This is a genomic window from Sneathiella sp. (genome assembly GCF_047631475.1).
Classification (GTDB): Bacteria; Pseudomonadota; Alphaproteobacteria; order Sneathiellales; family Sneathiellaceae; genus Sneathiella.
This window is the reverse complement of sequence record NZ_JBLHZT010000019.1, coordinates 16,056-30,276: the sequence shown is the minus strand read 5'-3', so window position 1 is coordinate 30,276 and position 14,221 is coordinate 16,056. Positions and strand designations below refer to the sequence as shown.

Sequence of the window (14,221 nt, the reverse complement as noted above, 5' to 3'; positions counted from 1 at the left end):
ATGACTGATGAGACTGAAAAAAAAGAACGCATTGCAAAACGGATGGCCCGGGCAGGATTATGTTCGCGCCGGGATGCGGAACGCTGGATTGCGGCAGGCCGTGTAGTTGTTAATGGCACCAAACTGGAAAGCCCGGCTTTTACTGTGTCGCCAACGGACACGATCATAGTTGATGGCAATCCACTCCCCAAAAAGGAGCGTCCTCGCCTTTGGCGCTACCATAAACCGGTGGGCTTGGTAACAAGCCATAAAGACGAAAAAGGCCGCGACACCGTGTTTGACAAGCTGCCTGAGGATATGCCGCGTGTCATCTCTGTGGGCCGCTTGGACTTAAACTCAGAAGGGCTTCTTCTTCTAACAAATGATGGAGAACTTGCGCGCCGTCTGGAACTCCCCGCGACAGGCTGGAAACGCAAATATCGTGTGCGTGTGCACGGGCACCCCAAAGAACGTGATCTGCAACTGTTGCGCAAAGGCGTGACCGTTGAAGGCGTTAAATATGGCGCAATCGAAGCTGATCTTGATAGTACAAAAGGCGCGAATTCCTGGCTGACTATTTCCTTGCGCGAAGGAAAAAACAGGGAAATCCGGAAAGTCATGGAATTCTTAGGCTACACCGTTCTAAGGTTGATCCGGGTTTCATATGGCCCGCTACAGCTTGGGGAATTAGAAGACGGTAAGGTTGAAGAAGTAAAATCAAAAATCCTGCGGGATCAAATGGGTGTCGAAAAATTTGAAGAAGAAGACGACGACATACCAGAAGTGAACGATAAGAACCGGCGCGGAAGGCCCACCCTGCGGACCAAAGGCGGCCCAAAGCCCACTGAAAAAAGGGGGGGCAGGTCATCACAGCCTCACAAACCCGGCGGCATGCCAGGTAAACGTCCGGCACCGTCCAGAAACCGGTCTGGGAAAAAATCCTGATGCGTATTGTTGGCGGCGAATTTCGCGGTAAGAAACTTTATTATCCAGAAGACAAACGCATTCGCCCGACTGCAGACCGCACGCGCGAGGCGTTATTTAATATTCTGGCCCATGGTAGTGACTACCGTACCACCAATGGCGCGTTACCACTTGGCGCCCGGGTCGTTGATGTTTTTGCCGGTACCGGCTCCCTCGGTGTTGAAGCGCTTTCACGCGGGGCAAGCCATGTCACATTTGTGGACAATCACCCAGCCAGCCTAAAACTGATCAAGGAAAATGTCGCCTTGGTTGATGGGCGCGGAAAAGCCGATATTCTAAATCGAAATGGCAATCTGCCTGGCAATGCTGGCTATCCTGCCGATCTTGTCCTGATGGATCCACCTTATGGAGAAAATCTTGCACTTCCCTGTCTGGAAGGTCTGGACAAGGGCGGGTGGTTAAAAGAAAACACCATTATTGTCATCGAACTTGCGACGAAAGACAAATTGGACGTCCCTGATCATTTTGAGACCATGGACGAACGCAAATACGGGGCTGCAAAGCTTATTTTTCTGCGAAAAACCTGACTTCATTTTCGGACACAATATGCTTGTATTTTTCGTATTGCCTTTGAATCAGGCCTAGCCTTTCCTGAAAGACTGGCGGCGCGCCTGCATCCAGAAACGGTGCCACCAGCGGATCAAACGCCGTGTTTTGAAATTCCAGCGAAAGACTAGCCCGCGAAAGCGCCGCGCCCTCTTTAAAGGTTCCACCCCAATGCACAAGATCCTGCGGCCACCCAAGAACAGACCCCGCCGCCGCGGGTAAGGACTGAGCATACGGTTCCAGTAAAGCCTGTTCCATATCTGGGTTGTCCTGCAAAACATGTTCTTTATCTCGCGGTAATACGAACATGCAGCCATTTTCTTCTGTGCAATCGGTTAAGGGTATCCACAAAGACAAACTCATCAGCATTTTGTCCCCGCCCAAATCAAAAACCGTTTCCAAATGGCAATCCTGATGCGGCCGCCACCCCCGCTCCCCGGGTGCATCGAAATACCAGGCCCACAGGTTCGGCAGCAAGGCATATTCATCGCCAAGAAAATGAGCAATGAGCTGATTTAATTGCTTGAACAGATACCAGGGTTGATCAAACACATAGAGGTAAACAGGTGGAATTCCTTTCGCCTGCAACAAAGTCAAGGCCTTTAGGAGAGGTTGCAGCTGTTCTTGGCTAAAAACCGGTTTTTCATGAATAAACCCGTTACCCCAAACACCCCTTGCGATGTCATCCAGTCTGTCGTCAGTGAAATCAATTTGCGGAAGTGTATTCGCCGCCTCGATGGTCAGTTCTGGGCAAAGGGACGTCCAGTCTTCTTTCGAAAGGTTAGACATTTTGCCCCGCGACATACCCAGAAGACCATGCCCATTGAAAATTATAGCCTCCCAGAAATCCGGTTACATCGACCGCTTCACCGACAAAATATAGACCGGGCACCTCTTTTGTTTCCATTGTTTTTGAATTCAGGCACGCTGTGCTCACACCGCCCACAGTAACCTCCGCCTTCCGGTACCCTTCAGTTCCGTTCGGCGTAATCGATACATCTTTTATAGCTGCCGTTACCTGAGACAGAAGTTTGTCTGAACAATTTCCAAATTCTGGCAGTGAGGGTGTTTTCTCCAACAGTTTTTCGACCAGACGGGAGGCCAGATACCGGTTCATAAATTTGATAACGCTGCCTTTAGGGTTTTCCTGCCGCTGGGATTTAAGCTGCGACAGCAAATCTTCATCGGGCAGAAAATCAAGATGAATAGCTTTACCGTCTTCCCAAAAAGAAGAAATTTGCAAAATAGCGGGACCACTGACCCCCCGGTGGGTAAACAGGACATTCTCGCGAAATGCGGTTTTTCCGGTTTTCGCGACAACATCAGCCGAAACACCCGACAGGCCCGCGAAGCGCTGCATATCCGGCGCATCGAACGTAAAGGGCACCAATCCCGGCTTCATCGGCGTAAGGGGAAGACCGAAACTGCTCGCCATCCGGTGCGCAAAATCATTGGCGCCCATTTTTGGAATAGACAACCCACCCGTCGCTATAACCACAGCGGACGCGTTCACCTGTTCCGTACCGATCCGAATGCTAAAGCCTTTGAGGGAGAGGCGTTCAATTCTTTCCGCACCCGCATCACACCAGACGGTAACATTGGCTGCATCGCACTCCTGCAAAAGCATTTCAGTAATCTGAGACGCCGTATTATCGCAAAAAAGCTGGCCCAGCTTTTTTTCGTGATAGGCAATGCCATGTTTTTCCACAAGATCGATAAAACGTTGCTGCGGATACTGTTTAAATGCCGATTTATGGAAATGTTTATTTTCAGAAAGATATCGATCCGGCGCCGTAAAAAGATTAGTAAAGTTGCAACGCCCGCCTCCAGAAATCAGAATTTTCTTGCCCACTTTATCTGATTTTTCAAGAAGTAGGACGGTTTTGCCCCTTTTGCCGGCTTCGATAGCACACATAAGGCCCGCGGCCCCGCCACCAATAACAACAACTTCAAAATTTTGTACTGCTCGTTCTGTCATTGATAATCGTTCCGCTATATTTCTCTCGCCTTTTAGCGATAAGCCGAACGATTATCAACGTTCTTTCATTAAAAACGAATGTTCAGATCAAAAAGTGGTGAAAGCTTAATCGTTCGCTTCTTTTTCAGGCTATGACGGTTTACGTCGGAAAAAACCCGCACCTTGACCGGAACAAGAATATCTCGGCCCCAATATCCCTTTTGGCGTTTGTAAAATGTTCCGTTCCGGTAATCTTAACCGTCCCCTGAAATGACTATTTTTTGATACCCGGAAGCGAGCGGAATAGCCCCATAGGCAAAGCTGTCATAATGTCCCTTTTAAGCGTATTTCGAATGCTTGTCATGCGCTTGGACAAGCGGAGATACGAAAGCAACAGCCAATAGGCCTGTGAGCGCAATGATCCATTTTGTCATCTGTCCTCCCTTTCGGCTTTGTACCGAAATTAGTATTGAGTACATTCAACAAACGGTGGAGGCTCAGTGTTCCGTCGCTATCGACGGCCAAAAAGCTTTTCGATATCCGTCAGCTTCAATTCAACATAGGTTGGACGGCCGTGATTGCATTGCCCTGAATGCGGTGTTACTTCCATTTCCCGCAACAAGGCGTTCATTTCATCAACCGTCAAACGCCGGCCGGACCGGACCGAACCATGGCAAGCCATCGTCGCAAAAACGTCATCCATCCGGTCTTTCAAGGCAAGCGTCGTATCCAGTTCAGCGAGATCATCAGCAAGATCCTGAACAAGTGCTTTCACATTGCAGTTCCCGAGCATGGCTGGCGTTTCCCGAATAACAACGGCACCATTACCGAAAGGCTCGACAACCAGCCCCATATCGGCGAGTTCATCTGCCCGCTCGCATAATCGGCTCGCGGACAATTCGTCCATTTCAACAACGTCCGGTAACAACAGCATCTGCCGGGGAACCGTCTTGTCACTGAAGGCTTTCTTCATGCGCTCCATAACCAAGCGCTCATGCGCCGCATGCTGATCCACCAAAACCAGCCCATCACGGGTCTGAGAGACGATATATGTTTCGTGAAGCTGACTTCTGGCTGCCCCAAGCGGAAAAGCCTGAAAATCATCCGCTTCCCCTTGCGAGGGCGGCCCGTTATCGGACTGGGCAACGGGTGCAAAATTGGTATCCCGATGATCTTCGCGGCGCGGCCCTTCTGCTGCACTCGGGCCCATCGGAGCCTGATACTGGCTGGTCTCTTCAGACATACCCCCCGGATACGAAGGAGCCATGGCGCCAGACCAATTACCCATGCCCACAGGCTGTGCAGGACGGGATTGCAACGGCATTTGAATGGATTGTGGCTGGAATGATCCAAGTGCCTGTCCGCCGACGGTAGATGACGCCCTGTGTCCATTTTCCGCCAGCGCATTTCGCAACGCCCCAACGATCAAACCGCGTACGCCCCCTGAATCCCTAAATCGCACCTCTGCTTTTGCCGGATGGACGTTGACATCCACCTGATCAGGCGGCAATTCAAGGAATAAAGCAAGCAACGGATGACGATTTCGAGCCAGTAAATCCATGTAGGCGCCGCGGACTGCGCCTGTGAACAATTTGTCTTTTACGGGTCGTCCATTGACAAACATAAACTGCATGGTCGCATTCCCCCGGTTGAAGGTGGGCACACCCGCAAAACCGGTCAATTTTACGCCATTTCTTTCAGCGTCTATTTTCAATGCGTTTTCGGCAAATTCCCTCCCCATTACGGCACCCAGTCTATCCAACCAGGCTTCAAACAGATCACCTTGTGCGGCGGATACTCTCAACGCCGTCCGTTTTTCATCAGACAGTGAAAAAGCAATGGCAGGATAAGCCATGGCCAACCGGCGCATGACATCCAGTGCCGCCCCAAATTCCGCCCGCTCTGTTTTCAGAAATTTAAGTCGGGCGGGGGTCGCATAAAAAATATCACGGACTTCAACCCGGGTGCCTTGCTGTGCACCAATTGGTTCCAGCTCACCCCGCCGACCGCCTTCGACATTAAGGGTCCATGCGTTCGTGTCTTCAGCATTGCGGCTGGTAATCCTCATCCGGGACACCGAAGCGATGGACGGGATTGCCTCGCCGCGAAAACCCAGATGCTCGATATTCACAAGGTCTTCATCGGGAAGTTTAGAGGTTGCGTGACGTTCGAAACACAGTTCCAATTCTTCACGGCTCATGCCTTTTCCGTCATCCGTGATGGAAATGAGCGAACGCCCGCCTTCGCGCATGACAACATCAATCCGCGTGGCACCTGCATCAATAGAATTTTCGACCAGTTCCTTAACCGCAGAGGCAGGTCGTTCAACAACCTCCCCTGCCGCGATCTGATTTACAATATTGTCCGGTAAACGCCGGAGGGTCATCCCTCGCCTCGTAAATACATTTTGGTCAGTTTTTTACCCTCTTCCACAGCGGGCTGATCGAAGGGATTAACACCAAGCAGATGACAGGTAAAGATCGTTTCCAACATATAATGCATGAGCAGCGCTCCGAGAGTTTTCTCATCCAGCTTTTTCAGCTCAATACGACGGAGATATTTCCCGCGGCTAGCAAGGGTTGACGCAGTCGCAGAGCCTTCCGCATGTACAACATCACTGATTTTGTGATCTTTCAGGTAATCCAACGCCGGATCGTCATCAGCGAGAGACACATCCATCAAAGGACTGGTATCATCCGCATTATTCAGGATCAGTGTAAAAAACTTGTCATTAGGTCCGTCAAGCCATAGCTGTAACTGGCTGTGTTGGTCGATGGGCCCCAAAGCGTTGAGTGGCGTTGTTCCGCGGCCCTCTTTTCCAATACTTTCGGCCCAAAGCTGACGAAACCAATGGGTAAAAGGCTCCAGTTGTTTGGCATATGGCATCAAGACGCTGATACCAACATTTTCAATTTCATACAAAGCAAACTGACTAGCTGCGCCAACACGCGCATTATTTTCCGGATTAACCAAAGCATCCTGCAATACGTCGGATGCTCCTTTCCGGACGGCGCGCATATCGATACCGGCAATCATGGCCGGGAGCGCCCCAACCAATGACAAACAGGAAAACCGGCCACCCACGTCCGGGTCATGTGCCAACCGGCGAATGCCCCAGCGGTCAGCAATACGGCCCAGCGGGTTTTCCGTTGGCTCGCAGATAGCAAGGCAATGCTTAGCGACAGCGTCCTTGCCGCCATAATTGTTTAGCGCTTCAACGACCAACAACGTCTGCGCCAATATTTCGGGAGTGGTGCCGGATTTTGACACCAGAAGAAACAAGGTGTCCTTCAAATCCTCCTCAGCCAAATGCGGCGCCATGACATGATAATCCAGAGTGTCCCAGAAATGCAGTTTCGGATAGACATTTGACGGATCACGCAGACTGACCAGAACCTGTGCCCCAAGCGACGAGCCACCGATACCCACGACAACAACATAACGATAATTCTGTTTTATCTCGTCGGCCAGCGCCTCAAGCTCGTCCAGATCCTCTGTTTGCTCTGGAAGTGTCAGGATAGGCAATCGCCCCTGATCCTTCAGCACACTTAAAGAAGATGCAATTCCTTCTGTCCGCGCCAACGCTTTGGAGAAGGCTGTATAGACCCAATCCGTATAGTCACCATCTTTTGTGAAACAATTGTCGAACTTTTGCGTATAGGTCATGATTTTTCTTACTATCGTTGGCAGGGTTACAAGAAGACGCATCAAAAACTAGTGCTTGAACCCTATCAAATACAGCCAATGCCACCCAACACTTTTTAAGGATTTTAAATAATTCAAAGACCTTTTGGTTTTCCAACAACAGTTATCAACAGATTGTCAGGATCCATTAGTTTATTGGCTACCCGCTTTATATCTTCCAAGGTCACTGCATTAATAAGCTTCGGCCGGTTTTGCAGATAATCGATGGGCAGATCATGTAGCTGCATGCTGACCATGATATTGGCGATATTGGAGTTTGAAGAAAGACGCAATGGAAAGGAACCGTTCAGATAAGTCTTTGCAGAAGCGAGCTCTTCTTCCTCCACACCATTTTCGCGGATTTTCCGAATTTCGGCCCGTACCAATGATATGGCTTCTCCGGCGGATGCATTACTTGTCCCAAATCCGCCCAGCTGAAGTCCAGCCGACTGTAACGGATAAAGATAGCTGTAAATTGAATAAACCAGCCCGCGCTCTTCTCTGACTTCTTTGTTCAAACGGGATTCGAACCCACCGCCGCCCAGAATATAATTCAACACATAGGCAGCGTAATAATCATCGTCATCTCTTAAAACACCTTGCCCACCAAAGACCACCACACTTTGCGGTATGTCCTGATCAATTACGATCACACCTTTTTCAGTTTTCGGAGCAGCAATCTCAGGCGTTTTGATTTCAGCTTTTTTTGGAATGGACAAAAACGTTTTATCAAGAAGGGTGACAAGTTCTTCTTTGGAAATATCCCCGATCACCGAGACAACCATATTGTCTCTCGCAATCTGGCGTTTTTTGAAGTTTTTCAAATCATCGATGGTAATGCGTTTAACACTCTCCACCGTACCGTCACTTGGAACAGCATAAGGATGTCCATCAAAAGCGGCTTCGAACCAGGCCCTGCCTGCAAGGCTATTCGGATCTGAAAGCTTTCTGTTCAAGTTGACCAGTATCTGATTGCGAATTCTTTCCACTGGCTCTTCAGCAAACTGAGGATCGGTGATCGCCAATCCGAACAGGCGGAATGCTTCTTCTCGGTTTTCGCGCAAGGTCTTCAAGCTCCCTTGAAAATTGTCCTTTGCCGCATCGAAACGCAATGAAATTGCCAAATCAGATAGCCGCGTCTGAAAAGCACGGCTGTCCAGATCACCCGCCCCTTCATCCATTGTAGAGGCCGCGAGACTGGCAAGGCCGGCTTTGTCTTTACCATCCAGACTTGCCCCGCCGCGCCAGACTACTTCCATACTGACAATCGGAATGGATTTTTCCTGAACAAACCAGGCTTTAATACCGCCCTTTGTTATAATTTCCTGAATGTCAGCACTCAAAGCCGGGACTGGCAATAGACCAACAATTATGACCAGAGCGGATAAAAACGATGTCTTCATTGAGAAATTTCCCATGTTACTTACCCTCCGGCAGGAGATGTCCCACGACGGACTGTCGATCAACAAAAACCTTCTTCGCAGCCTGTTGTATCTGTTCGGCGGTCACCTGATTAATCTGTGCGGGCCAGTTGACAATATTGTCCAGCGCCTCCCCACTGGCCAGCGCCCCACCAAAAATATTTGCAGCTCCACTGATGCTGTCACGCGCATAAATCGCTGCTGCAAGAAGTTGCTTCTTTGCGCGCGTGACTTCCTCTTCCGTCACACCCTTTTCAACAACATCTGAAATTATCGCGGCGATCTTCTCTTCCAGTTCGCCCAGATTCGTACCATTTGACGGCACGCCATACAGCGTGAAACCAGAAGGATCAAAAGAGCCAGACCGATAGTAACTGCCAACTGACGCTGCTATTTTTTCATCAATCACCAGCTTGGAATAAAGCCGACTTGTTACGCCGCCGCCGAGAATTTCTGTTAGAACCTCTAAGGCGCGAACCTCACCTAGGTCACCGGTCCGCGCACTCGGTGCCAAATAGACCTGCCGCCAGGACGGCTCCCGCACCCGCTTATCCTTCATAACCAAAATCCGCTTGGCAAGTTGAGGGGGCTCTTGCAGACGCACTCTAGGTTCTATCTCGATGGGTTTAGCCGGGCCATAATATTTTTTTGCAAGTTCAAATACGTCATTCGCATCAACATCGCCCGCAACCACCAGAATTGCATTGTTCGGCGCATAGTGTTTTTTGTACCAGTTTATGGCATCCTGCGTCGTCAGCTGTTCAATTTCATGCCTCCAGCCAATCACCGGGGTTCCATACGGGTGGGCCAAAAACTGCGCGGCACCCATTTGCTCACCCAGCAGGGCGTTGGGATTGTTGTCCGTCCGCTGTGATCGTTCTTCCAAAACGACCTGCAATTCAGCTCCAACAGCGTCATCGCTTAATATCAGATTGGTCATCCGATCCGCTTCCATTTCCATTAAAAGCGGCAATTTGTCGACACTGGCATTTTGATAATAAGCGGTATAGTCAGAGGAGGTAAATGCATTGTCCTGCCCACCATTTTGGGCAACGATTGCAGAGAACTGGCCAGATGGAATTTTCTTGGTGCCTTTGAACATTAAATGTTCAAGAAAATGGGCGATGCCTGATTTCCCGGCAGGCTCGTCCGCCGAACCGGCCCGGTACCAAACCATGTGGGTCACAACAGGCGCGCGATGATCTTCGATCACCACTACATCCATCCCATTTTCAAGAGTAGTTGTTTTTGGATCAAATAATGTTGGAATTTTGCCGGTATCTGCAAGTGCCGTAGATACGGATGCTCCACTTAAAACGCAGAAAACGATAACTCTGGTAACGAGTTTTTTCATTCTGTTCAGGCTCCCTTTATCCTCTCCCTTCATTAAGGAGATGATGCAACGGATTGCAAGTGCAGAATGCAATTAATAGGGTAACGTTTTGATGAAAAGCACAGATTTCGGAATACCTTCTGTGCCTTGTTTATCAAAGCCTAGTCAAAAAGACCTTCAAGTAATGCCCGTTTACGCCGTTCGATGGTTGGGGTATCCCCGCCAGCTGACGGCGAGTTACCCAAAGCCGCATTTTCCTGAATTCGTTTCTTTTCCTGAACGGGATCAACAACGGATCCATATTTAGGCTGCGTTTGCCAGAACATAATCTTTTCGACCAATGTTTCATCATTTTCAGCAAGCGTTGATGTTTCCTGATCGACAACCTCGCGAATGGCTGGATCAACGACGTCTGCATCTGCTTTTCGCAATAACGCCAATTCACCGGCAGACGTTCCCGCTGCGGCGGCTTCTTCCTGTGTAATCACACCACTTGAAGAGGAACGCCCGAACAACGTATTTCGAGCATTTTCCTGTACTTTAAAATCCTGTGGTCCGCGCTGACCAGGGGACGGCGGACGCAAAGAAAAGTCAGGCGGAATAATCAATGGCGCCTTTGTCAGAACCGCGAATTCATCTGGGGCTTTCTTGCCATCAATCCCCAGCGCCTGTCGCGTACCCTCACAGCCTGTCAGTACAACAGTGCTGAGAAGAAGACAAACTGTCATTCCCGATAATTTAGACATTTGAACACCCCCTTGGATTACGGGTCTTTTTTAGACGAATTTTCGTCAAAAAACAAGCTTTGCACCAACATAAGTAAAACACCGCCGACAATACACATATCGGCAATGTTAAAAGCAGGCCAACGCATAAAAATAAGATCAACATCAAAAAAGTCAGCAACCCGTCCATAATGCAGACGATCAATGACATTTCCCAAAGCACCGCCCAGCACCAGACCAAGTGACAATCCAAGCAGTTTATCTTGCGTTCTTGCCATCCAGATGACCAACACCAGACAGATCAGCAAAGAAACACCGATCAAAATCCAGCGTGTCACCTCGCCACCTGCAAACATGCCAAAACTGACACCGCTGTTCCAGACCATAACCAGCCGGAAAAACGACGTCACATCGATCCCATAGGGATGTGACGCCATGAATTCAACCATTTGAATTTTGAAGACCTGATCGATGGCGACACTAATGGTTGCCACAATCAGACCTAATCTCAAGACTGGGTTCACTCGATATCCTTTATGACGACAGACTGCTCACAACATCCGCACACCGACCGCACAGATCGTCATGGCCTTCCTGTTTGCCCACTTCGTCCAGTACTTTCCAGCAACGCTGGCATTTTTCACCTTGAGCAATCGCCGGAACAACCGCAACCCCGTCAACATCCTCCAAAGTGAAGGCATTTTCGGGGGCAGCATCCCGAACGAGCGTCAAGCCGGACGTAATACAGATATCATCAAGTGGCAAAGCTTCAAGGAGTGAATAGTAATCTTCGTTCACAAACACCGCTGGCGCTGCCTGCAAACTGGACCCAATTCTTTTTTCGCGGCGTTCAATTTCCAGCGCACCGGTAACGACGCGACGGAAAGAACGGACCTGAGACCATTTCCTGTCCAGATCTTCATTTCGCCAACTTGCCGGAATGTCCGGGAACTGGTTCATATGAACACTGTAGTCTTCATCCGGGAAGCGCGCCTGCCAGGTTTCTTCTGCAGTAAACACCAGAACCGGGGCCAGCCAGGAGGTCAGGCAATGGAACAATTGATCCAGAACAGTCCGAGCCGCGCGGCGGCGAATATCGTTCACACCATCACAATATAAAACGTCTTTTCTGATGTCGAAATAGAAGGCAGACAGTTCCAGGGTACAGAAATTCTGTACGGCCGAGAACATACGGCTGAACTCATATTCATTGCAATTTTTGCGAACTTGCTCGTCCAGAACTGAAAGACGGTGAAGCACCCATTGCTCCAATTCCGGCATGTCAGCAACATCAACTTTTTCTGCATCATCCCAGTCCGCCAGATTACCAAGAATGAACCGCAGGGTGTTTCTCAGACGACGATAGCTGTCAACCTGACCCTGAATGATTTCATTACCAATCCGCATGTCTTCGGTGTAATCGGACGCCACAACCCAAAGCCGCAAGATATCAGCGCCACTCTGCTTGATGATCTTCTCAGGAAGAACGGTATTCCCCAATGACTTGGACATTTTTCGTCCTTTGCCATCCATCACAAAGCCATGTGTCAGAACGCCATCATACGGTGCACGTCCGCGGGTACCACAAGATTCCAGAAGAGAAGAATGGAACCAGCCACGATGCTGGTCGGTTCCTTCAAGATACAGATCTGCAGGCCATTTCATCTCTGGACGGTTTTCCAGAGTAAAGGCATGGGTACTCCCTGAATCAAACCATACATCCAGAATATCCATGATCTGTTCGTAATCATCGGGATCATATTTGTCCCCGAGGAAACGACTGGCATCAGAGGCAAACCAAGCATCTGCGCCTTCGGCTTCCATCGCATCGACGATCCGGGCATTAACTTCTTCGTCGCGGATAATTTCGCCGGTTTCTTTATGCGCAAAGACCGTGATCGGTACACCCCACGCGCGTTGCCGTGACAGGACCCAGTCAGGCCGGCTTTCCACCATCGTATAAAGTCGGCGATGTCCTGATTTAGGATACCATTTAGTATCGTCAATAGCCTTCAGGGCTTTCTTCCGCAAATCATTGGTTTCCATCGAAACAAACCATTGGCTGGTATTTCTGAAAATCAACGGTGCTTTTGAACGCCATGAATGCGGATAGGAGTGCTTGATTTTACCGCGTTTCAGCAATGCGCCCGCGGCTTGCAGCTCATCGGCCACATGGTCATTGCATTTATACACATGCTCGCCCGCAAACATCGGAACATGTTTGAAGAAGGTGCCATCTTCATCCACAGTCTGAGGGATTTCGATATTATGCTCTTTGCAGACTTCGAAATCTTCCTGACCATGGCCAGGGGCAGTGTGAACAAAGCCCGTACCAGCATCCACCGTAACATGATCACCATCCAGCAACGGTACAGGAAAATCATATCCTTGCCCCGCAAACGGGTGACGGCAAATGACATCAGCAAACGCGGAGCCTTTACCTGTCCAAAATGTGTCTGTTTCCGTAATACCCGCTTCTGATTTCAAGTCTTCGAGCAAGGCTTCAGCCACGAAGAATTTTTCGCCAACCTTACCAAGGCTGCCTTCCGCAACGGCTTTCACCTGAACACCGACATAATCGATTTCAGCACCATAGGAAATGGCACGGTTACCGGGCATCGTCCATGGGGTGGTTGTCCAGATAACGATACTGGCGCCTTCCATGAAATCAGCCCCCTGCTCAACAGGGAAGCGAACATAGATCGTTGTCGAGACATGATCGTGATATTCGACCTCAGCCTCAGCCAGTGCCGTTTTTTCAACCGGGGACCACATAACCGGCTTAGAGCCGCGATACAGCCCGCCGTTCATTGCAAATTTCAGCAATTCACGAACAATTTGCGCTTCGGCATCAAAGCTCATAGTGATATAGGGATTTTCCCAGTCAGCGGTCACACCAAGACGCTTAAATTCTTCGCGCTGAATATCGATCCATTCTGCAGCAAAGTCCCGGCATTCTTTGCGGAATTCAACAACAGGCACATCGTCCTTGTCTTTTCCTGCTTTGCGGTATTTTTCTTCGATCTTCCATTCAATCGGCAAACCATGACAATCCCAACCTGGGACATAATGGGCATTTTTACCCTGCATCTGCTGGCTTCGATTGATGACATCTTTCAAGACTTTATTGACCGCATGTCCCATATGCAGATGACCATTTGCGTAGGGAGGGCCATCGTGAAGAACAAACTGATCACGGTCTTTCGATTGTTCGCGAAGTTTACGGAACAAATCTATTTTTTCCCAGCGTTCCAAAATAGCGGGTTCTTTGTTGGGCAAACCGGCCTTCATTGGAAAGCTTGTTGTCGGGAGGAAAAGTGTTGATTTATAGTCAGTGCTCATAGGGGCAAACTGATCCTAACAGTAATCTATTATAACGAAGTGTGAGCGGGACAGTGGATCCCGAAAAGCGGCGTTCAGGCGAGAAACCGGCACAGCCAACATTACCCGACCTTATCCTTGAAAGGCCGGGACAATAATTCGGCAAAGTGTGCCGCCAACGGGCAGGATGCCTATCCATATACGCTTTTTAAATTTCATGACGCTCGTTGTATCAATTCACAGATATACTGTCGAGATATCCTTTTACAGA

At 49.5% G+C, this 14,221-nt stretch carries 11 protein-coding genes; 2 read left to right on the top strand and 9 right to left on the bottom strand.

The window, feature by feature from the left end:
• Together ACJAYR_RS09670 and rsmD are read left to right on the top strand one after the other, a co-directional pair.
• Window positions 1-924, top strand: a complete 924-nt coding sequence (locus ACJAYR_RS09670) for a pseudouridine synthase (RefSeq protein WP_415236417.1) — start codon at window positions 1-3, stop codon at window positions 922-924.
• A complete protein-coding gene (rsmD, locus tag ACJAYR_RS09665; protein ID WP_415236416.1) occupies window positions 924-1,490 on the top strand; it encodes a 16S rRNA (guanine(966)-N(2))-methyltransferase RsmD in 567 nt (188 codons plus the stop codon). Before ACJAYR_RS09670 ends, rsmD begins: the two co-directional genes overlap by 1 nt.
• On the opposite strand, the gene ACJAYR_RS09660 is transcribed toward rsmD, so the two are convergent.
• The 9 genes from ACJAYR_RS09660 to ileS all read right to left on the bottom strand — a co-directional run bounded on the left by ACJAYR_RS09660 (window position 1,468) and on the right by ileS (window position 13,971).
• Window positions 1,468-2,298, bottom strand: coding sequence for a phytanoyl-CoA dioxygenase family protein (locus ACJAYR_RS09660; protein ID WP_415236415.1), 831 nt, complete (start codon window positions 2,296-2,298; stop codon window positions 1,468-1,470). The two genes, rsmD and ACJAYR_RS09660, sit on opposite strands and share 23 nt — an antisense overlap.
• Window positions 2,291-3,487, bottom strand: a complete 1,197-nt coding sequence (locus ACJAYR_RS09655) for an NAD(P)/FAD-dependent oxidoreductase (protein ID WP_415236414.1) — start codon at window positions 3,485-3,487, stop codon at window positions 2,291-2,293. Before ACJAYR_RS09655 ends, ACJAYR_RS09660 begins: the two co-directional genes overlap by 8 nt.
• Before the next feature lie 490 nt (window positions 3,488-3,977).
• Entirely contained in the window at window positions 3,978-5,852 is a 1,875-nt protein-coding gene (gene mutL / locus ACJAYR_RS09650; protein ID WP_415236413.1) for a DNA mismatch repair endonuclease MutL, read from the bottom strand.
• On the bottom strand, window positions 5,849-7,132 hold the full coding sequence (locus tag ACJAYR_RS09645; protein WP_415236412.1) for a glucose-6-phosphate isomerase: 1,284 nt from the start codon (window positions 7,130-7,132) through the stop codon (window positions 5,849-5,851). The genes mutL and ACJAYR_RS09645 overlap by 4 nt, the downstream gene beginning before the upstream one ends.
• A 113-nt stretch (window positions 7,133-7,245) precedes the next feature.
• Complete coding sequence (locus tag ACJAYR_RS09640; RefSeq protein WP_415236411.1) at window positions 7,246-8,553, bottom strand: M16 family metallopeptidase; 1,308 nt, start codon at window positions 8,551-8,553, stop codon at window positions 7,246-7,248.
• A 16-nt stretch (window positions 8,554-8,569) separates the two neighbouring features.
• The gene (locus ACJAYR_RS09635; protein ID WP_415236410.1) at window positions 8,570-9,925 is read right to left on the bottom strand and encodes a M16 family metallopeptidase; all 1,356 of its coding nucleotides are present in this window, start codon (window positions 9,923-9,925) and stop codon (window positions 8,570-8,572) included.
• Window positions 9,926-10,065: 140 nt separating this feature from the next.
• Window positions 10,066-10,650 carry a DUF3035 domain-containing protein gene (locus ACJAYR_RS09630; RefSeq protein ID WP_169544514.1) on the bottom strand — a complete coding sequence of 195 codons (585 nt, stop codon included), beginning with the start codon at window positions 10,648-10,650 and terminating at the stop codon, window positions 10,066-10,068.
• A gap of 17 nt (window positions 10,651-10,667) precedes the next feature.
• Window positions 10,668-11,153 (bottom strand): signal peptidase II, encoded by a 486-nt coding sequence (gene lspA / locus ACJAYR_RS09625; protein WP_169544513.1) that lies wholly within the window; start codon window positions 11,151-11,153, stop codon window positions 10,668-10,670.
• Between the two features lie 10 nt (window positions 11,154-11,163).
• Window positions 11,164-13,971, bottom strand: a complete 2,808-nt coding sequence (gene ileS, locus ACJAYR_RS09620) for an isoleucine--tRNA ligase (protein WP_415236409.1) — start codon at window positions 13,969-13,971, stop codon at window positions 11,164-11,166.
• Window positions 13,972-14,221 lie beyond the last annotated feature (250 nt).

Bases quoted from the DNA above. Each gene is read 5' to 3' on its own strand.
- ACJAYR_RS09670 (WP_415236417.1), top strand. From the start codon at position 1: ATGACTGATGAGACTGAAAAAAAAGAACGCATTGCAAAACGGATGGCC.
- rsmD (WP_415236416.1), top strand. From the start codon at position 924: ATGCGTATTGTTGGCGGCGAATTTCGCGGTAAGAAACTTTATTATCCA.
- ACJAYR_RS09660 (WP_415236415.1), bottom strand. From the start codon at position 2,298: ATGTCTAACCTTTCGAAAGAAGACTGGACGTCCCTTTGCCCAGAACTG.
- ACJAYR_RS09655 (WP_415236414.1), bottom strand. From the start codon at position 3,487: ATGACAGAACGAGCAGTACAAAATTTTGAAGTTGTTGTTATTGGTGGC.
- mutL (WP_415236413.1), bottom strand. From the start codon at position 5,852: ATGACCCTCCGGCGTTTACCGGACAATATTGTAAATCAGATCGCGGCA.
- ACJAYR_RS09645 (WP_415236412.1), bottom strand. From the start codon at position 7,132: ATGACCTATACGCAAAAGTTCGACAATTGTTTCACAAAAGATGGTGAC.
- ACJAYR_RS09640 (WP_415236411.1), bottom strand. From the start codon at position 8,553: ATGAAGACATCGTTTTTATCCGCTCTGGTCATAATTGTTGGTCTATTG.
- ACJAYR_RS09635 (WP_415236410.1), bottom strand. From the start codon at position 9,925: ATGAAAAAACTCGTTACCAGAGTTATCGTTTTCTGCGTTTTAAGTGGA.
- ACJAYR_RS09630 (WP_169544514.1), bottom strand. From the start codon at position 10,650: ATGTCTAAATTATCGGGAATGACAGTTTGTCTTCTTCTCAGCACTGTT.
- ileS (WP_415236409.1), bottom strand. From the start codon at position 13,971: ATGAGCACTGACTATAAATCAACACTTTTCCTCCCGACAACAAGCTTT.